This window comes from Bacteroidota bacterium (assembly GCA_018692315.1).
In the GTDB taxonomy this organism is placed as follows: domain Bacteria; phylum Bacteroidota; class Bacteroidia; order Bacteroidales; family JABHKC01; genus JABHKC01.
Genome location: JABHKC010000088.1, coordinates 45,323 through 66,171, shown reverse-complemented (window position 1 = coordinate 66,171; position 20,849 = coordinate 45,323). Strand labels below are relative to the sequence as shown.

Here is a 20,849-nt window from a genome sequence, read left to right as displayed (position 1 = left end):
AACTAATTTTTCCTAATTGTAAAACAAAAGTGAAACCTGCTGTTGTTATAGTTTAGCAGCTATTTTCATGACAATATACCTGCAAAATCAGGAATATTCCTGATAGCAAGCGTCTTTGCAAGAAATTTTTCAGCTATGTTTTGTTCATAATTATCTAAATTGCATCAAAAAAATATTATCTTTGATTTCCTTTTTTTGAAGTTTTTTTATTAATGAATATAACACTGAAATATACAATTTTCCTTTTTCTGAACTTCCTGTTCTTTCTTAATACTACTATAGCCCAGGTAAAAGATATTGGGACACCATTTATTCGGAATTTCGAGCGTTCTGATTATAAAGGCGGGCTACAAACCTGGATGATAGAAAATTCCGATAATGGGAAAATGTATTTTGCCAACAACAACGGATTGATTGAATATGACGGGCACAACTGGGAAATTTATCCAATATCAAATTCCTCTGTGTTGCATTGTTTTTTGCTTTCTGAAAATGGGAAAATATACGTGGGTGGCTTCAACGAATTTGGGTATTTCGAGACAAACGCTTTAGGTAAATATCAGTACCATTCAATGACTTCCATACTCCCTGAAACGAAAAGAGATTTTGGAGAAATTTGGCGAATTCATTCAACTCCCGATGGACTGATTTTTCAGTCTTTTTCCAAACTCATAATAATAAATGACGATGAAGTAAAAGTAATTGATGCGCCTGGTTCATTCCATTTTTCGTTTTATATAAAAGGACAATTGTTGATTTGTGATCTCGAAGCCGGACTCTTACGATATGCAATGGGAAAGTTGTTTAAGCTGAACGGAACCGAACAATTAAAGGGAAAAGAAATTTGGTCAATTTTGCCTCTTGAAGAAAATCTATTAATAGCTACATCCGAAAGTGGATTGTTCTTGTATGATGGTAATACAATAGTTGAATGGAAAAATCCGGCATCGGCCTACCTGAAAAAAAATCAATTGTACTGTGCAAAAAGAATTGATAATGAATATATTGCATTTGGTACAATACAAAATGGCCTCATAATTTGCAATAATGATGGCATCCCCTTACAAATTATAAATGGCCGAAACGGATTACAAAATAATACAATATTGAGCTTGAATACCGACGATTTCGGAAATCTTTGGTTGGGAACCGACAATGGAATTGATTATGTCGAAATTAATTCAAATCTAAGTATATTCTCGTATTATGATGGTCTTAGTGCTGGATATGCTGCAATATTTCACAAAGGATATTTGTATTTCGGAACAAATCAAGGTATTTTTTATAAAAAATGGAGCGACTTTTTTCAATATCCCCAAAAAGAGAATAATTTTAAGTTTATTGAAAATACACGCGGTCAAGTCTGGAGATTGCAGATTTTTGACGATAAACTTTTTTGTGGGCATCACAACGGAACTTTCATTATAGAAGGTGGAACTGCACGTAAAATCGCAGACATTCCGGGCTGCTGGACTTTTCTCCAATTAGAAAGTCATCCCAACAAAATAATAGGTGGAACATATACTGGTTTAATTCTTCTGAAAAAGGAAAATGGAAAATGGAAATTTTTCGGAAAAATCAAAGCATTTAATGAAACATCGCGCGAAATGGTGGCAGATAAGAACAATAGTCTGTGGATAAGTCATGGCTACAAAGGAGTTTATAATATTTCACTAAACAACAATCTCGATAGTGTTGTTAGTTCTAATTTGTATAATTCCTCAAATGGATTCAAATCTGATTATGGAATTAACGTTTTTAAACTTCGAGATGAAATTGTTTTTATTTCTCCAAATGGGTTTTTTAAATTCGACAAAAACAAAAAGTTATTTTCACATTATTCATATTTTGAAGAACTATTTCATGGGAAAACCATAAAAAAACTTTGCGAAGACCAGCAAGACGATATATGGTATTTTACCGAGGGGAATTCCGGAGTTATGCGAATACAAGAGGACGGAAGTTATTTAGATATAAGCTTGCCTTTTAGGCAATTAGTAGGAAGCTTCATAGGGGGATTCCAGTTTGTTTATACTTTAAATGAAAGAAATACTTTCTTCGGAACTGAAAATGGATTTGTACATTACGACCAGCTTTTTCAGAAAAGTTATGATAAGAAATTTAAAGTTTTCATCAATCAGGCATATTTAAGCCAGCCAGATTCAATAATCTGTTATGAAAGAAGAATAGAAGACTCGACTGTTCAAACAATTCTTGAGTATGATCAAAATAATCTTGGTTTTAAATTTTCCGCAAATGATTTCGAAAATGTTGAAATGACAAAATACTCTACTTTCTTAAAGGGCTATGACGATAATTGGTCAAACTGGGATATTAGATACACAAAAGAATACACAAATCTGAAAGAAGGAGATTACACTTTTTTCGTAAAAGCTCGCAGTACCTATGATGTTGAAACGCAAGCTTCAAAATATTCTTTCAAAATAAAACCGCCTTGGTATAAATCCTTAAAGGCTTTAATTCTCTTTAGTTTCATTTTTTTGATGTTGATTTTTCTGTTTTTCTATTGGGTAAAATTAAGGATTGAAAAATCAAAAATGAAAGAAAAACTCATACTGGAACGAAAATCAAAGCAAAGAGAAAATGAAATGAAACGTCAAACACTCGAAGCGGAAAAAGAGGTAATTAGAATACGGAATGACACTTTGCGTGAAAAGATGATTATGAAAGACAAAGAGTTAGCTAATGCAACTATGCAAATGATTCAAAAAAACGAATTACTCTTTAATTTAAAAAATGAATTAAAAGATATTGTTTCTAAAAGCCGTAGTGAGAACAAATTAGGTATGATTTCGCCATTAATAAAGAAAATTAATAAAGATATAGAAAGCGAAAATCAATGGAAAGTTTTTGAAACACATTTCGAAAATGTGCATGAAGCTTTTCTTAAAAGGCTAAAAAACCAATATACCGAACTTACACCAAGAGAATTAAAGCTATGTGCCTACCTGAGAAGAAATATTTCAAGTAAAGAAATAGCACTACTTATGAATATATCGACAAGAGGTGTTGAAATAAGTCGCTATCGTTTACGTAAAAAACTAAATCTTGACAGGTCAGTAAATCTTACTGATTTCATTATTTCCTTTTAATAAATCCTCCAAGTTTATTAGAACTTCTTAAAAATATCTTCAAAAAACAGAATCAAAATATTTTATTCTTGTTGATGCGTTTGATGAACGTATTGAGAATATGTAAATGTTTTATAAATGTCAGAAAATTAGAATGTTTAGGCAATTTGATGTATTTTTGACGTATGATAATTCTTTCAATGATGTAGTTTTGTTTAGCAAAATATATTTGTGAATTACATTTTTGTTACTTACTTTGAAAACTTAAAATCAATATTTCTTTATATTTCTTTACATTTATTTTAACTAAAAACATTTTACGATGAAAAAAGCTTTTAAATTTTTGGCAAGTATATTCTTGCTAATGGGAATTTTTTCCCTTGTTGTATTAAATTCTTGCGATAAGGATGAGGATGAAAACACAGTAATGCCAGTTGCAAGTTTTCAGTACGAAATTGGTGCTACAAATTTTCTTGAAGTAGCATTCACAAACTTCTCACAAAATGCAACCTCATATAGTTGGGATTTTGGCGATACTGAAAGTTCAACTGAGGAAAACCCTGTACATATTTATGCGGCCTCAGGAGACTATACTGTTTTATTAACTGCTACAAATGATGCAGGCTCCCATGAGTATTCTATGGATATTACGATTACCGATCCTGACGATGCATATAAATTGCTAACAGGAGATGTTTCAAAAACTTGGAAATTGTACAGAGAAGGCGTTTCAATGTCGCTTGGTGAAAATTCTGAAAGCCCTGGAAGCTGGTGGGAAGGATTACAAAACGACGGAGCAAGACCTTGTGTATATAATCAGGAATTTACTTTCCAATTCGATGGCATATACGAATTCAATGACAATGGTGTGTTCTGGGGAGAATATGGTGTATTCAACGACCAGTGGAACTATGAAATTTGTTTTGATGCTTTACCAGAAAATATGATAAATAAAGATGGCGTTGATGTAAGCGACTGGCTATCTGGAACTCATCAATTCACATATGATGCATCTACAGGAACTGCAACTATTACAGGACTTGGCGCTTGGATAGGAATCCCAAAATTAGGAACTGCTGCTGAAACTACTATACCAGTTGCCAGTACTACCTTTAATGTTGAAATTACTCAGGAAACCGGATATGATTTAATGGTTGTTTCTTTCGACTGGGGTGCAGATGGATTCTGGAAAATTGTTTATGTAAGTTATTCAGATCCTTCATTAGAACCAGAAGTAGTTACTGTGCTGGAACCATATGGAGAAGACCTACCTGATTTAACTCCAACTGAGATGTATAATACTTTTGAAACATCTACCAGTTTTGTTGTTTTAGATACATCAAAAGCCAATAGCATGAGTTTTGCAATGGGTGTAACTGATCCTGCAGGTACAGGTGCTGATTGTGGTCAATATGACAGATGGGGAATGTGGCAAGAGCTTCAATTTTTCATGACTAATGATATTCAGTTTGATAATTTCACAACTGTTTCTTTGGATGTTTATGTTCCAAGTACAAATGATTATTCTGGTGATTTAACCAAGGATATAGCAATAGTAATTGCCGAACATAGCGAAACTGAAGAATGGTGGACCGGACATATTCAGTATGACACGGTAGCCACTGTAATGGACGAATGGGTTACTTATACTTTTAATTTAGACTCACCAACAAGTGGAGCAGGTTCATACACTCCTTTCACAAACGATAAATTAGATTTCTTTGCAATCTCTCTTGGTGGAGGAGGTCATGAAAACGCTGGTGTTTTCTATATCCGAAACTTCATATTTAATTAAAAATATAAATAAAAGCTATGATCGTATTGGTCATAGCTTTTTATTTTTCCTATTATGAGACTATTATCAAAATACAATATTATATTATTTCTGCTTTTCTCCCTTACATTAACTTTTTGTACTGAAAAAAGTGAAGTTAATACAGACGATCCTTCAAATTTAGTTGTAGAGATTGTGTCTATTGACCATGAAATAGGATTTGTACAAATTCAGGCTACTGCTGACAATGCTACACTTTATCAACTTTATATCGGTTCTGATGAAACTCCTGAAGAAGTAAATAATACAGGATATTTTGAATATAAGTTCGGAGGTCAAGGAATTTATGAATTTACGATAAGAGCCTACGGTTCTTCCGGTAGGTATGTGAAAAAAAATAGGCAGGTGAATGTAGCATTTCAAGCTGAAGAAATTCCATTAAACAAAGGTAACTTTTCGCCTTTGGAATATACCGGATATAACTTAGTTTGGCAGAATGAATTTAATGGATCCCAGTTAAATACTGATGATTGGAGTTATGAAACCGGAGGCGGTGGATGGGGAAACAATGAACTCGAAAATTATCGCCCGGAAAATGCTTGGGTCGGAGATAGCGTACTCACTATCGAAGCTCGTATGGAAAGTTATGGCGGTGCAAATTATACTTCAGCAAGAATAATTACTAAAGGGAAACAGGAATTTCAATATGGCAGAATTGACATAAGAGCATTATTGCCTGAGGGGAAAGGAATTTGGCCTGCACTATGGATGTTAGGAGGAAATATTTCGTCGGTAAGTTGGCCAGATTGTGGTGAAATTGACATTATGGAAATGGTTGGAGGAAACGATGGCGAATACCATGTGTATGGAACTTTACATTGGGAGTATAATAATGAACACGCCGATGCCGGAGGATCAATCTTACTACCCTCGAGTGTAGATAATTTTGCCGAGGCATATCATGTATTTTCTATTGAATGGAACGAAAATCTGATACAATTTTTTGTTGATGATCAAATATATTATACTATTGATATTACAGGTTCTGATATGTCAGAATTCCATCAGCCTCATTTCTTCATTTTTAATATAGCTGTTGGAGGAAACTGGCCTGGCTCTCCTGATAATTCTACGATATTCCCTCAACAAATGAAAGTTGATTACGTCCGAGTATTTCAAAAGTAATAAATCTTGACTTTTTAAATAAACCTCAATTTATTCGCATTTGAAGTATGAAGTTTTAAACTAAAGTGTTCCGAAACATTGGGATAACAATTTTGAAAATTGCATCCCAAGTAATCTGGTTTGGCATTTGCCTCTATGCAATATTTAATATTCGCATTTCAATTATTTAAACTTTAAAAATAAAATCATAAACATATGAATAAACATATACAAAAATTAATTTTCTCCATAGCCTTATTTTTACTTTCAAACAGTATTTTTGCACAACATACTGTAAAAGGAGTAATTACTGATAAAGCCGATGGATTGAGTATTCCCGGGACTACTGTTATACTAAAGGGAACAACAAATGGAACAATTACCGATTTTGAAGGAAATTATTCCATCACAGTTACGAAACCAACTGATACTCTTGCATTCTCTTGTATTGGATACGAAACTATTGAAATTCCAATTAATGGTAGAGCAACAATTGATGTTGTTATGATGGTTGAACATACCGAACTTGAAGAGCTGGTTGTGATTGGTTACGGAATTCAGAAAAAGAAAGTTGTAACCGGAGCTATTGCTTCTGTCGATGCTGATGAGATAGCCAAAACGCCTATTCTCCGTGTTGAACAAGCAATGCAGGGACGAACTGCCGGAGTTCAGGTTACACAAATGTCAGGGCAACCTGGAGAAGCACCTACCGTACGTATCAGAGGAACCGGAACAACAGGAGATGCAAACCCTCTTTATATTATAGATGGTATGCCTGTTAGTGGAATAGATTATCTGAATCCCGGCGATATTGAATCTATGGACGTATTGAAGGATGCTGCATCCTGTGCAATTTATGGAGCCAGAGGAGCAAACGGTGTTGTTCTGATAACCACCAAAGGCTCAGGTATCGGACAGAAATCAAAAATGAGTGTAAGCTATTCAGGATATTACGGAATACAAAATGTTGCAAATACTCTGGATATGTTAAATGCAGACCAATACCGCGAATTGATGAACCAAGGTGCAAGAAATGCCAACCAAGATGAACCTTTTGATATGAATGAGGTGGCACATAATACTGACTGGCAAAGCTATATTTTCGAAAAAAACGTTCCTATAGTAAACCACGATATTAACGTGTCAGGAGGGAACGAAAAATCATTTTATTCTTCTTCAATTTCTTATTTTTCTCAGCAAGGTATAATAGGTGGCAGTCAATCGCAATTCGATAGATTAACAGCCCGCCTAAACAGCTCGCATAAAGTTACCAATTGGTTTAAATTTGGAAACACATTCGCCTACTCAAGTATCACAAAAAGAGGTATAGGCAGTAATGAATCATTCAATGGCGTATTTAGTAGTGCATTAAACTTAGATCCGCTTACACCTCTTTACGAAACAGATCCCGATATACTTGCCGAACAGCCTTACTCAAATCAACCGGTGGTTGTAGATGAAGATGGAAATGTTTATGGAATTTCAAATTATCTCGGAGCAGAAATAGTTAATCCACAGGCATTATTAGAAATACAAACATCCGAGTACAAATTAGATAAAATTGTAGGAAATGTGTTTGCTGAAATTTCTCCATTTGAAGGTTTGGTTTTTAAAACAAGCATGGGTATCGATTTGGCATATGGAAATGGCGGATCATACAAACCATTGTATTATATGAATGGTGCACAATATAATACTGAAAAAACTTCAGTGAATAAGTACATGCAAAGATGGTACAACTGGCAAATAGAAAACACTCTTACTTATTCAAAGAAGATTAAAGATCATAATTTTTCTGTACTTGCTGGAACCACAGCAAAGGAAGACAGGTTTGACGATTTGAGTGGTTTTAATGCCATGGTTTCAACCTACGACCCTGAAAACGTTTACCTAAATATGGCTTCAGATACTGCATGGAAAGCGGATGGAGGAGCTTCACATTATGCCCTTTACTCAGTGTTTGGAAGAATTACTTATGATTACAAAAGTAAATATGCCTTTACAGGAATTTTAAGACGAGATGGTTCGTCAAATTTTGGTGCCAATAATAGATTTGGAATTTTCCCTTCGCTCGGTGTTTCATGGTTGATTTCCGATGAATCTTTTTTTCCGCAAATAAGTCAGCTTAGTTTTGCAAAACTTAGAGCATCCTGGGGGATAAATGGAAATGATAATATCGGTCCATATAAGTATATTTCGGTTATGTCAACACCAGATTTTGGATATATATTTGGAGGAGGCAGGCTTATCGGCATGTATCCTGAATATATCGAAAATGCTGATATTAAATGGGAAGAATCAGAACAAATAGATATTGCACTCGACTTTGGTGCATATAATGATAGATTAACTGCAACATTCGACTTCTATATTAAAAATACCAATGATTTATTGGAAATAATACCTATACCTGCACATGTTGGAAATAGTGCTCCTTATTCAAACGTAGGAAGCGTTCAAAACAAAGGTATCGAAATGTCAGTTAATTGGAGGCATACCCTAAGTGATATGAAATATTCATTCGGAGTAAATGCAGCTTATAATAAAAATACAATGACCCATATTGGAAACTCTGAGGGAATTATTTGGGGAGCCGACTGGGCAGTTGCAGGAACAATTACCCGTGCCGAAGAAGGATTACCAATTTCGCATTTCTACGGATACCAAACAGACGGATTGTTCCAAAATGAAACAGAAGTTTACCAACACATAGGTACTAATGGTGAATTATTACAACCTCTTGCCGAGCCAGGCGATGTAAGATTCGTAGATGTAAATGGCGATAATGAAATCACACCTGACGACCGAACAATGATTGGAAATCCTACACCAGATTGGACTTTAGGCTTTAATGGTTCGCTCGATTACAAACAATTTGATATATCATTTCTGATATTCTCAGCCATTGGCCACGACATTTTTAATGGCTCACAAAGACAGGATTTATTCTATACGAACAGAACAACAGAAATTTTAGATAGCTGGACCGGCGAAGGAACTTCCGATGAAATACCAAGATATACATGGAGCGATGTTAATAATAATTACAGAGTATCAGATCTGTATATTGAGGATGGCACTTATGTTAGGCTTAAAAATCTGCAGATTGGATACAATTTGCCAAATAGCATTTTAAATAAAATTAAAGCCACAAACTGGCGCTTCTATATTTCTGGTGAAAATCTGATTACTATTACAGGATACTCCGGAGCAGATCCTGAAATAGGTGCACGAAGTTCATTTGATATAGGTATAGATAGAGGTATTTATCCACAAGCAAGAACTTTCCGTCTTGGAACAACTTTAACTTTCTAAAATAAACAGATATGAAAAAAATAAATATATATATAATAATATCAGTAATTCTAATCGCATTTTCAACCGGATGCAGTGAAGAGTTTTTAGAGCGTTACCCATTAGACAGAGAAGTATCTTCAAATTTCTATCAGACTGAAGAAGATGCTATGCAAGCATTGGTAGCTGTATATGATGTATTGGGTTTTCAATCAAGCCCTAATGTCTCATGGGCTCCATTGGTTACAATGGCTGACATTCTCTCTGACGATTCTTATGCAGGAGGTTCTGATGCCAACGATGGTATGGATGAAAATGAATTAAATACATTTAATATTCCTACTACTAATAAAATAGTTCATGCTATCTATATTAAAAACTATAATGGAATTTATAGAGCAAATCTCCTACTCGAAAAAATTGAAGATATAGTAGTTTCTGAAGAATTTAAAATACGAACCATTGCAGAGTGTAAATTTTTAAGAGCCTATTTCTATTTCGAACAAGTAAGGTTTTTCGAAAATATCCCATTGCTTACCGAAACCATTAAAGGACCATCGGAATATAGCCAGACGCAAAATACACCAACTGAGGTTTACAACCAAATTGCTGCCGATCTGGTTGATGCAATTAATGATTTGCCCGAATCAATACCAACTAATGAATCAGGCAGAGTTACAAAATGGGCTGCAGAAGCACTACTCGCCAGAGTATATTTATTTTACAATGGCGTATATAAAACAGATCTCGATGCCAACGGTACTACTATTGACAAAGCAGAAGTTCTACTATACCTTGAAGACCTTATCACCAATAGCACCCATGATTTATTCGAAAATTATGAAACAAATTTTAAACTTGCCGGTGAATTTGGTGAAGAATCAGTTTTTGAAATATCCCACGGCGATTCTTATGCCTGGTGGGATTGGGATTTTGTACGTGGAGGAGACGGCAATTTGTCGGCCCAAATGCAAGGCCCTCGTGTTTCAGGTTCAGAAAATTGGAACAGAGGATGGAGCTTCGGTACGGTGAGCCAGAAATTAGTTGATGATTTACAAGGAGACCCTCGTTTATATAAAACAGTTTTGTTTGAAGATAGTCTTGATGGAGATTTGGTTCCAGGATATCAACATACAGGTTATTTTTCAAAAAAATATAGCTCCGATGCTGAACACCAAAGCGCAGACGGACAATTAGAGCTAAACCGTACATGCAACCATAGAGTAATCAGATATTCTGATGTTTTACTTATGGCTGCCGAGCTTGGAAGTGCTAATGCTCAGCAATATCTTGATAAAGTAAGAGCAAGAGTCGGATTGGCAAGCGTATCTGCAACTATTGATAATATCTTGAATGAACGTAGGTTAGAGCTTTCGCTCGAAGGAATTCGCTATTTTGATTTGATACGTCAAGGAATGAATGTTGCAAGTCAGGAACTTACTGTTGGCATATATGGTTCTCAATATATTGGAGATCAAGTGCTTTTCGATGTAACATTCGATGCCGTAACAAAAGGATTTTTGCCAATTCCTCAAACCGAAATAGATTTATCCGGTGGATTATTTGTTCAGAATGAAGGTTACTAAAATATAAATTAAAATTCACTAAAATACCTGTTTTTAATTAGTTAATAATAAATTGAAATACCAAGTGAGATTATTTAAATCTTATAAATGTAAATGGGTTGGTTAATAACAAAAACTGTTTATATTCTTTTTAAGCAGTTTTTGTTTAATCACATAAAATCAGTAATGGCATACTGATTTAGTGATATATACAGGTGTTTTAGTGATTTTAATTTACCTCAAAATTTACCATATAGAATAAAAGAAAATAAAATTAAATATGGGAAGATATTTATCTTCAATAATATTTATGAGCGGGATTTTGCTTTTCGTCTCTTGTGGAAATGTGAAGAATGAAGGGAAAAACAAAATTGAGGAGCTTATTCAGCAAATGACCTTAGAAGAAAAGGTTGGTCAAATGACTAATATTGGTCTAACAGCGGTTTGTAAAGGACCGTTTTGGAGCAATGCTGATTCGCTTGAAATTGATATTGAAAAATTAAATAAATTGATTTTGAAGTATCATATTGGCTCAATTCAAAACAAAGGAAAATATCCGCCAACAAAAGAAGAATGGTACAATATTATTAGTCAAATTCAGGATTTTACCTTAGAAAAATCTCGATTAAAGATTCCAATATTATTTGGAAACGATGGAGTTCACGGTGCAAATTATACAGCTTCATCAACATTATTTCCGCATCAAATTGCATGTGCCGCAACTTGGAATGCAAAACATGCTGAAAAAATGGGCGAAATTACAGCCTACGAAATGAGAGCCTCATCTATCCCATGGAATTATGCACCGGTGCTCGATATTTCATTACAACCATTGTGGGGAAGAATATTTGAAACTTTTGGTGAAGATACTTATTTGACTACACAAATGACAAATTCTTTCATTAAAGGATCGCAAGGAAATAGTTTGTCAGACAATACAAAAGCCGCAGTATGTTTGAAACATTTTATTGGATATGGAAATCCCAACAATGGAAAAGATCGTGGGACTGCAAATATTGTTGAAAATGAACTTCGACAATATTATCTGCCTCCATTTGAGGAAGGAATTCGCTCTGGGGCAAAAACAATTATGATAAATTCCGGTTCCGTAAATGGAATTCCAGGTTTAGTCAATCATCATTTAATAACTGATTTGTTGAAAGGTGAATTAGAATTTCATGGTTTTGTAATTTCAGATTGGGACGATCTTACAAAATTAGTATATGCTCATAATGTAGCTAAAGATAATAAAGAAGCTGCGAAATTAGCAGTTTTGGCAGGTATGGATATGTGTATGGTTCCTTACAATGAAAGTTTTGCAATAGATATTGTTGAATTGGTCAAACAGGGCGAAATCCCAATTGAACGCATAGATGATGCTGTTCGTAGGATATTAAAAGTGAAATTTGAGTTAGGATTATTTGAAAAACCTTATACATCACCAGAACAATATCCTTTATTTGCTTCAGAAGAATTTTCAAATGCAAGCTACGAAGCTGCCAAAGAGTGTATTACCTTATTAAAAAATGAAAATGAAACTCTGCCAATCGACAAAACAAAAAAGATTCTAGTGTGCGGACCAACTGCAAACTCAATAAACTTCTTAAATGGTGCATGGTCAAGAACATGGAGTGGACAGGAGGAGAATTATAACGATACTAACAAAGCTACCATTCTAGATGCAATTATAGAAAAAGCTGGGAAAAATAATGTACACTATGGACAAGGAACAAGCTTTACTGAAGATATAAATATTGATAGCACAGTTTTTCTTTCGCAAGAATGCGATATAATAATAGCTTGTATTGGAGAAAAACCAGCTACCGAAAAACCAAGCGACATAGAGGAATTGGAGCTTTCAGAAGTGCAATTGAAATTAATAAAAAATCTTGCTGCCACAGGAAAACCAATTGTTTTGCTACTTCTTGAAGGAAGACCAAGAATCATTCGTGAAATTGAAGTTTTGTCTAAGGCAATTATAATGGCTTATTTGCCCGGACAAGAAGGTGGAAAAGCTATTGCAGATTTGCTTTTCGGCGATTGCAATCCAAGTGGCAGATTGCCATATACTTATCCCCGATATTCAGGTTCAATCTTGAAATATAATTATAAAGGAATGGATGCTATGGATAAAGAATTTAGTCTTGGCGGTTTTAATCCTCAATATGAATTTGGCGAAGGACTAAGTTATACAAGTTTTGAATATTCCGAACCTACTCTAAGCGATAGTATTTTTTCAAAAGGAGATACAATTACCATCGAAGTGGAGATTACAAATACAGGAGAAATTTTCGGAAAAGAAGTTATTCAGTTATACACTCGCGACCATTTTGCAACAATTTCTCCAGATATAAAACGATTAGCAAGATTTAAAAAAATTGGATTGAAAGCCGGAGAGTCAAAATCTATAAAATTCAAACTAAGTACTGATGATTTTGCATTTGTAGGGACAGATAATAAATGGATAACTGAACCGGGAGAATTTTCAATATTAATTGGTGGCAGACCTTCGGAATTACAAACAAAAAGTTTTTTCTTAAAATAATATTCGAAACAAAAAATTGATGAATAACAGAACAATATATTTAGGAGAGAATAAAATAAAAACTCAATCATCTGAAATATCAGGGCAATTTGTAGAAATTGAAAATGAGAAATTTTATAAAATTCAGAATTATCATGAGATGCCTGACTTTTTTATAAGCATTGTCAGCGATTCCGATTTATGGATGTTTATTTCAAGTAATGGATCATTATCTGCCGGCAGGAAAGACCGTAACAACGCACTTTTTCCTTATTATACGGTTGATAAAATTCATGATTACAAATGTATTACAGGAAGCAAATCTTGTTTTCTTATACATAAAAACGAAAAAACTTTCCTTTGGGAACCATTCACCAACGAGTCTCAAAAAACATACGATATTACTCGAAATTTATATAAAAACATTTATGGCAATAAAATAATTTTCGAAGAAATAAATTCCGATTTAGAAATTAGTTTCAGCTATAGCTGGAATAATAGCGAAAAGTTTGGCTTCGTAAAGAAATCTTCATTAGTAAATTTAAGCCAGACAAAAACCAAAATTGAATTTATTGATGGAATTACAAATATTCTCCCATTTGGGCTCGATTATTTATTCCAAAACGAATATAGCAACCTTTTGGATGCCTATAAAAAAAATGAACGAATTGAAGGTAGTACCCTGGCTCTGTTTATGTTAAGCTCAATTCCGGTGGATAAAGCAGAACCGAGCGAAGCTTTAAAACTAACAACCGTCTGGTCAACTGGTATTGCCAAAGACAGCAAAATTCTGGTTTCCGAAAAGCAAGTTAATAAATTTAGAAATGGATTTGATATTGAATCCGAATATGATGTGAGAGCTTCGAGAGGGGCATATTTTGTAAATTCTCATGTAGATTTGAATAAAAATGAAAATAGCGATTGGTTTACCATTGCAGAATTAAATCAAGGAAGCACCGATGTTGCTAATCTTAACAATTTCATAATTAAAACTAAAAAACCTACTGACTTTCTAATTGCTGATATTGAACAAGGAACCGAAAATCTCAAGAAAATGGTCTCGTTTGCAGATGGTTTTCAAATGACAAATACAGATTTGTCTTACGCCCGTCATTATTCGAACACCTTATATAATATTATGCGAGGTGGTGTTTTTGTCAACAATTATTCAGTAAAGAAAGACGATTTCGAACTTTATTTATTACAAATAAACAAACTAATCACAAAAGAATATCAATCCTGGATTAGCCATCTACCTGACGAAATATCGTATTCAAATTTAATAAACCTTGCTGAACAAACAGGTGATACTGACCTTATCAGAATAACAAACGAATATTTGCCTTTGACATTTAGCAGAAGACACGGCGACCCAAGTCGTCCTTGGAATTTGTTTTCTATAGAAACAAAAAAAGAAGATGGGCAAACAAAATATTATTACGAAGGCAATTGGAGAGATATTTTTCAAAATTGGGAAGCCCTCTGTTTTTCATACCCGCAATTTATTGAAGGCATAATCAGTAAGTTTTTAAATGCTTCAACCATTGATGGTTACAACCCGTATCGCATCATGCGTGATGGAATTGATTGGGAATCGCCACATCCTGACGATCCTTGGGCATACATTGGATACTGGGGCGATCATCAAATAATTTATCTCCAGAAATTATTAGAACTTTCAAACAATTTCCATCCGGGCAAATTAGATAATCTTTTAGTAAGCGAGATTTTTACTTATGCAAATGTCCCTTATAAAATAAAATCGTACAACGAAATTGTTCAGAATCCAAAAGATACTGTCGTTTTTGATGTAGAACTAAATAAGAAAATAAGAACTGAGGTTGAACTTCTTGGAGCGGATGCAAGTTTGTTGAAATACAAGTCTGGCGACAATATTTATAAAGTCAATCTTACTGAAAAAATCCTTGTTTCCTTATTGTCCAAGTTGAGCAATTTTATTCCCGAAGCAGGAATTTGGCTAAATACCCAACGCCCCGAATGGAACGATGCAAACAATGCACTTGTCGGAAACGGAACATCGATGGTTACACTTTATTACCTTAGAAGGTTCCTTAAATTTTGGCAAAAGAAATTTCAAGAAATATCATTTTCTGAAATCAGTATTTCTATTGAAGTAGAAACTTTGTTTACGAATATTTATAATTTCTTTTTAGAAAATGTAAATCTTATCAATACAGGATTTTCTGACAAAGACCGAAGAAAATTTGCAAACTATCTCGGAGAAGCACATACAAAATACAGAAACGAAATTTATAATTATTCGTTTTCCGGCGAAAAGAGCAACATAAAAGTAAAAGAGCTTTTGGATTTTACGAAGGTGAGCCTGAAATATATCGACCAATCAATAAAAATAAATAAACGTAAGGACGGATTGTATCATGCCTACAATTTAATTTCCATCAGGAAAAAAGAAATCTCCATTCGCAATCTTTACGAAATGCTCGAAGGTCAAGTTGCAGTTTTAAGTTCCGGTTTGCTTACAGCTAAAGAAAGTCTCGATGTATTAGATTCGTTGAAAAACAGTGCGATGTTTCGGGAAGATCAAAATAGCTATATGCTTTATCCTGACAGACAATTGCCACGTTTTATCAATAAAAATATTATTCCTAAGAAATTTGTTGAGGAATCGGCTTTGTTTACAAAACTTATAGCTGACAAAGAAACTTCAATCATAAAAGTTGATAAAGAAGGAGAATTTCATTTTAATGGCACTTTTAGAAATAGAGAAGTGTTAGAAGAAGTTTTAAACGGCTTAAGAGTTGGTAGCTATAGTCATCTTATTGAACTTGAAAAAGATAAGATTTTAGATATATATGAACAGATTTTCGATCATCAATCCTTTACAGGACGCTCCGGAACTTTTTATGGCTACGAAGGATTAGGATCTATTTATTGGCACATGGTTTCAAAACTTTTATTGGCAACTCAAGAAAATTATTTTGCTGCAAAATTCGAAGGTGCAAATGCAAATATTATCAATCATCTTCAAGATCATTATTACGAAATAAAAGCCGGAATCGGTGTTTACAAATCTCCGGATTTATATGGAGCTTTCCCAACCGATGCCTATTCTCATACTCCATCGAATACCGGAGTTAAGCAACCCGGACTCACAGGGCAAGTGAAAGAAGATATTATTTCGAAAATCGGAGAATTAGGCCTAAGAATAAAACAAGGGAAGATTTTCTTCGAACCTACATTGTTCAATCACGAAGAAATTTTAGATAGAAATCGTGTATTTGAATATTACAACATAAAAGGAGAAAACTGTAAAGTTGAATTGAGTAAAAATCACATTGCTTTTACATTTTGCCAAACTCCCATTGTTTATACTTTTTCAGATAAAGAAAATATTTCGGTTTCATTCAAGAATGGAAATACAAAATATTTCAATGGAAACTCCATCGATGAGCAAACCAGCGATTTAATTTTCAGCAGAACTGGCGAAGTAGAATTAGTTGAAGTAACATTAAATAATATAAAAAATGCTGGCTAACAGAGACAGAGTATTATCTCTAACAGGAGAAAATGTTTTAAATAAAACAAAGAGTGAGCTTATTGAAATGTTTCATAAGGCTTTAAAAACCAAAATGCACGGCCTGTGTTTCAGCCCCTATCTTGATGGACAAATGCCCGGAACACCATTGTCTGAAAAGCAAATCAGAAGAAGGTTAGAAATAATTAAACCTTACACAAAGTGGGTGCGTTCTTTTTCTTGTACCGAAGGAAACGAAATGATTCCTCGAATTGCTCATGAATATGGTTTGAAAACCTTTGTCGGTGCATGGTTAGGCAAGAATGAAAAAATAAATAAGCAAGAAATTGAAAACTTAATACACCTTGCTAAAGATGGCTTTGCAAATATTATTTCTGTAGGAAATGAAGTGATGTACCGTGGAGATTTGACGGAGGAAGAATTGTTAGAAGAAATATATAATGTAAAAAAAGAAGTTTCTGATATTCCTGTTGGATATGTTGATGCGTATTATGAATTTGAAAATCGGCCAAAAATCACCGAAGCTTGTGATCTTATTCTGGCAAATTGTTACCCATTTTGGGAGGGGTGCAGCCTCGAATATTCACTTCTCTACATGAAAGATATGTTTCGCAGAGCAGTAAAAGCAGGAAATGGCAAAAAGGTAATTATCAGTGAAACAGGCTGGCCAAACAAAGGCGAAAAGTTTTATGGTTCGGTACCATCCGAAGTAAATGCACTGAAATATTTTCTGAATACGCAGCAGTGGTCTGCCGAAGACGATATCGATATTTTCTATTTCTCATCTTTCGATGAATCGTGGAAAATTGATGACGAAGGAGATGTTGGTGCTTTTTGGGGGCTTTGGGATATTGCCGAAAAACTCAAATATTAATTTTTGTTGGAAGAAAAATGTAATAAAAGATATAAAATGAAATCAGTTGGAAATTTATTAATCGTAATACTCATCGTAGTTTATGGAGGATGCAGCATGAAACAAAAAAAACTATCGCTTGAAGTTTACGAAACATCAGCCAGCGGAAATAAACTTAAACAAATAACTGATTTCCCGGAGGAAGAGTCCAAAGAAATCATCAAAATATTTCCTGAAACAAAATTTCAAACTATCGAAGGCTTTGGTGGCTCATTTACCGAATCTTCTGCATATTTGCTAAATCAGCTAAGCGAAGAAAAACGAAATCAAATTATTGATGCATATTTTGGAACAAATGGAGCAAAATATTCTCTAACACGAACACATATAAATTCCTGCGATTTCTCTTTGAAGAATTATTCTTATGCACCTGTGGAAGGCGATAAAGATTTGCAGAATTTCTCAATTGATGAAGATCGTGATGATATAATCCCAATGATTAAACAAGCCATGGAGAAATCTGAAAATGGTTTCAAAATAATAGCATCGCCCTGGACGGCACCTCCTTGGATGAAGGACAACAAAAGTTGGGTTGGAGGAAAATTATTGCCGGAATATTACGATACCTGGGCTTTGTTTTTCTCGAAATATTTAACTGAATATAAAAAAGAAGGAATTGATATTTGGGGAGTAACTGTCGAAAACGAACCTCTCGGAAATGGCAACAATTGGGAAAGCATGCACTTTAATGCCGAAGAAATGGTCGATTTTGTAAAAAATCACCTTGGGCAAAAACTTGAAACAGATGGCCACGACACGAAAATTTTCGGTTACGATCAAAATCGTGGCGAGGAATTAGTCGAGTGGGCGAAGATTATGTTTGCAGACGAAGAATCTTCAAAATATTTCTACGGAACTGCCATACACTGGTATGCAAGCACAACCGATTGGTTTCCCGAATCCTTAAATTTTACTCACGAAATTGCTCCAAACAAACATATAATTCAATCGGAAGCATGTGTCGACTCGGAAGTTCCACATTGGAAAGAAGACGAATGGTACTGGAAAAAAGAAGCAACCGACTGGGGCTTGGATTGGGCTCCAGATAAAGACAAACATAAACATCCAAAATATGCTCCTGTGTATCGATATGCAAGAGATATTATTGGTTGTTTGAATAATTGGGTTGAAGGCTGGATAGACTGGAACATGGTTCTCGACAGACAAGGCGGACCAAACTGGTTTAAAAACTGGTGTGTTGCACCTGTAATTGTCGATCCGGAACTCGACGAAGTTTACTTCACGCCTCTATATTACACTATTGCTCATTTTAGCAAATTCATAAAACCAAATTCGGAAAGGATAGGTTTTGAAAATACCGACAAAGATTTGATGCTTACAGCAGTAAAAAATCCTGATGGATCAATTGTAGTTATTGTCTTAAATATGAGTCTGAAAGCCAAAAACTTTAAACTTTCAATTGAAGATAAGCAAGCTGAAGTAAAAATTAGTCCACAAGCAATTCAGACAATTGTGCTAAAGTAAATGTGAGAATGAAAGATGAGAACTCTGAAAATTTATATAATAATGACAATTAAATGACACCTTATAAAATTGCCAATGAAGATATTGTTCCTTTCGGTCAGAAAATAGCTTTCGGATCGGGACATCTGGCAAACCAACTTTTTCCGGCAGCATTAGGAGTATTTATGATAATCCTTGTTTTGGCTTTAAAAATGGATCCATTTCTTGCCGGATTATTGGCAGCAATTCCACGCTTGTTAGATGCACTTACAGATCCAATTATGGGATATATTTCCGACAATACCAGATCGAAATGGGGAAGACGCAAACCATATATTTTTCTGGGAAGCGTAATCACCGGAATTACTTTTATGTACATGTGGCAGTTGTATCCCGAAAATGGACAAAGCTATAATTTCTATTTCTTTTTGAGTTTATCAGTGGTTTTTTATATAGGATATACAATTTTTGCAACCCCTCTAATAGGTTTAGGTTACGAAATGAGCCCAGACTATAACGAACGTACCAGACTGATGGCAGTTTCGCAATGGATGGGACAAATTGCATGGATGATTGCTCCTTGGTTTTGGGTAATAATTTACGACCAATCTCTGTACGACACTGCTCCCGAAGGTGCCAGGAATCTTTCAATTTGGGTTGGAGGCTTGTGCATGCTTCTCGGAATAATGCCTGCTCTATTTTGCAAAGAGCTTATTCCACCGGCTTCCAAACAAAATTCAAAAATGTCGTGGAAAGATCTAACTGAGAACACTAAAGGGTTTGTTAAAGGAATAAAACAGACCTTCGTAAGTAAACCTTTTTTACGTTTGTGTGGAGCTACCTTTTTTGTGTTTAATGGTTTTCAAACAATTGCACAATTTGCCTTCTTTATTATTATTTTTTACCTGTTTAACGGCGATACCGAAGCTGCCGGACATTGGCCTGCTTGGTTTGGTACTGTTAGTGCAATTGCAACTGCTTTTTTAGTGATTCCAATAATTACCTTTCTTTCTGAAAAAATTGGTAAAAAGAATGCTTTTCTTGTTGCTACAATTATTTCAATTATAGGATATGCCTTAAAATGGTGGGGTTTTAGTCCTGATAACCCATATTTGATGTTTCTCCCGATTCCTCTAATTTCTTTCGGAATTGGTGGATTGTTTACTTTGATGATGTCTATGACAGCCGATGTTTGCGACCTCGATGAACTAAATAATGGAACACGGCGAGAAGGCACTTTTGGAGCAGTTTACTGGTGGATGGTTAAATTGGGAACTGCTGTAGCATTACTTACCAGCGGAGCAGTTTTAAATTTAGTTGGTTTTGATAAAGATGTAACAGTTCAAACGGTTGAAACGATTACAAACCTCAGAATTGCCGACATTGTAATTCCGATATTCACTGGTTTGATGGCAGTAATCATGATGTGGAAATATGATGTTACCGAGAAAAAAGCTCGAGAAATTAGAGCAGCATTAATTGAACGTAGAGGGAAAGTAAAACATCAAGGTAAAAAATAATTGAGGACAATAAATCTACCGA

General features: G+C 34.5%; 10 protein-coding genes. All 10 read left to right on the top strand.

All coding sequences use genetic code 11. The features are described 5' to 3' along the window. Nucleotides 1-212: 212 nt before the first annotated feature. A complete protein-coding gene (locus HN894_07085) occupies nt 213-3,113 on the top strand; it encodes a hypothetical protein (protein MBT7143087.1) in 2,901 nt (966 codons plus the stop codon). 301 nt (nt 3,114-3,414) lie between these two features. Then, nucleotides 3,415-4,887, top strand: coding sequence for a PKD domain-containing protein (locus HN894_07080; protein MBT7143086.1), 1,473 nt, complete (start codon nt 3,415-3,417; stop codon nt 4,885-4,887). Between the two features lie 54 nt (nt 4,888-4,941). After that, nucleotides 4,942-6,051, top strand: a complete 1,110-nt coding sequence (locus HN894_07075) for a glycoside hydrolase family 16 protein (protein MBT7143085.1) — start codon at nt 4,942-4,944, stop codon at nt 6,049-6,051. Nucleotides 6,052-6,246: 195 nt separating this feature from the next. Beyond that, nucleotides 6,247-9,345 carry a TonB-dependent receptor gene (locus HN894_07070; GenBank protein ID MBT7143084.1) on the top strand — a complete coding sequence of 1,033 codons (3,099 nt, stop codon included), beginning with the start codon at nt 6,247-6,249 and terminating at the stop codon, nt 9,343-9,345. An 11-nt stretch (nt 9,346-9,356) separates the two neighbouring features. Then, nucleotides 9,357-10,910 carry a RagB/SusD family nutrient uptake outer membrane protein gene (locus HN894_07065; GenBank protein MBT7143083.1) on the top strand — a complete coding sequence of 518 codons (1,554 nt, stop codon included), beginning with the start codon at nt 9,357-9,359 and terminating at the stop codon, nt 10,908-10,910. Nucleotides 10,911-11,169: 259 nt separating this feature from the next. Beyond that, nucleotides 11,170-13,434: a beta-glucosidase gene (locus HN894_07060; protein MBT7143082.1), complete on the top strand. Its 2,265-nt coding sequence runs from the start codon at nt 11,170-11,172 to the stop codon at nt 13,432-13,434. A gap of 19 nt (nt 13,435-13,453) precedes the next feature. After that, nucleotides 13,454-16,930, top strand: a complete 3,477-nt coding sequence (locus HN894_07055; GenBank protein MBT7143081.1) for a hypothetical protein — start codon at nt 13,454-13,456, stop codon at nt 16,928-16,930. After that, on the top strand, nt 16,920-17,804 hold the full coding sequence (locus HN894_07050; GenBank protein MBT7143080.1) for a glycosyl hydrolase: 885 nt from the start codon (nt 16,920-16,922) through the stop codon (nt 17,802-17,804). The genes HN894_07055 and HN894_07050 overlap by 11 nt, the downstream gene beginning before the upstream one ends. 36 nt (nt 17,805-17,840) lie before the next feature. Further along, nucleotides 17,841-19,328, top strand: a complete 1,488-nt coding sequence (locus HN894_07045; protein MBT7143079.1) for a glycoside hydrolase family 30 protein — start codon at nt 17,841-17,843, stop codon at nt 19,326-19,328. A 53-nt stretch (nt 19,329-19,381) separates the two neighbouring features. Then, entirely contained in the window at nt 19,382-20,827 is a 1,446-nt protein-coding gene (locus tag HN894_07040; GenBank protein MBT7143078.1) for an MFS transporter, read from the top strand. Nucleotides 20,828-20,849: the final 22 nt, after the last annotated feature.

Bases quoted from the DNA above. Each gene is read 5' to 3' on its own strand.
- HN894_07085 (MBT7143087.1), top strand. From the start codon at position 213: ATGAATATAACACTGAAATATACAATTTTCCTTTTTCTGAACTTCCTG.
- HN894_07080 (MBT7143086.1), top strand. From the start codon at position 3,415: ATGAAAAAAGCTTTTAAATTTTTGGCAAGTATATTCTTGCTAATGGGA.
- HN894_07075 (MBT7143085.1), top strand. From the start codon at position 4,942: ATGAGACTATTATCAAAATACAATATTATATTATTTCTGCTTTTCTCC.
- HN894_07070 (MBT7143084.1), top strand. From the start codon at position 6,247: ATGAATAAACATATACAAAAATTAATTTTCTCCATAGCCTTATTTTTA.
- HN894_07065 (MBT7143083.1), top strand. From the start codon at position 9,357: ATGAAAAAAATAAATATATATATAATAATATCAGTAATTCTAATCGCA.
- HN894_07060 (MBT7143082.1), top strand. From the start codon at position 11,170: ATGGGAAGATATTTATCTTCAATAATATTTATGAGCGGGATTTTGCTT.
- HN894_07055 (MBT7143081.1), top strand. From the start codon at position 13,454: ATGAATAACAGAACAATATATTTAGGAGAGAATAAAATAAAAACTCAA.
- HN894_07050 (MBT7143080.1), top strand. From the start codon at position 16,920: ATGCTGGCTAACAGAGACAGAGTATTATCTCTAACAGGAGAAAATGTT.
- HN894_07045 (MBT7143079.1), top strand. From the start codon at position 17,841: ATGAAATCAGTTGGAAATTTATTAATCGTAATACTCATCGTAGTTTAT.
- HN894_07040 (MBT7143078.1), top strand. From the start codon at position 19,382: ATGACACCTTATAAAATTGCCAATGAAGATATTGTTCCTTTCGGTCAG.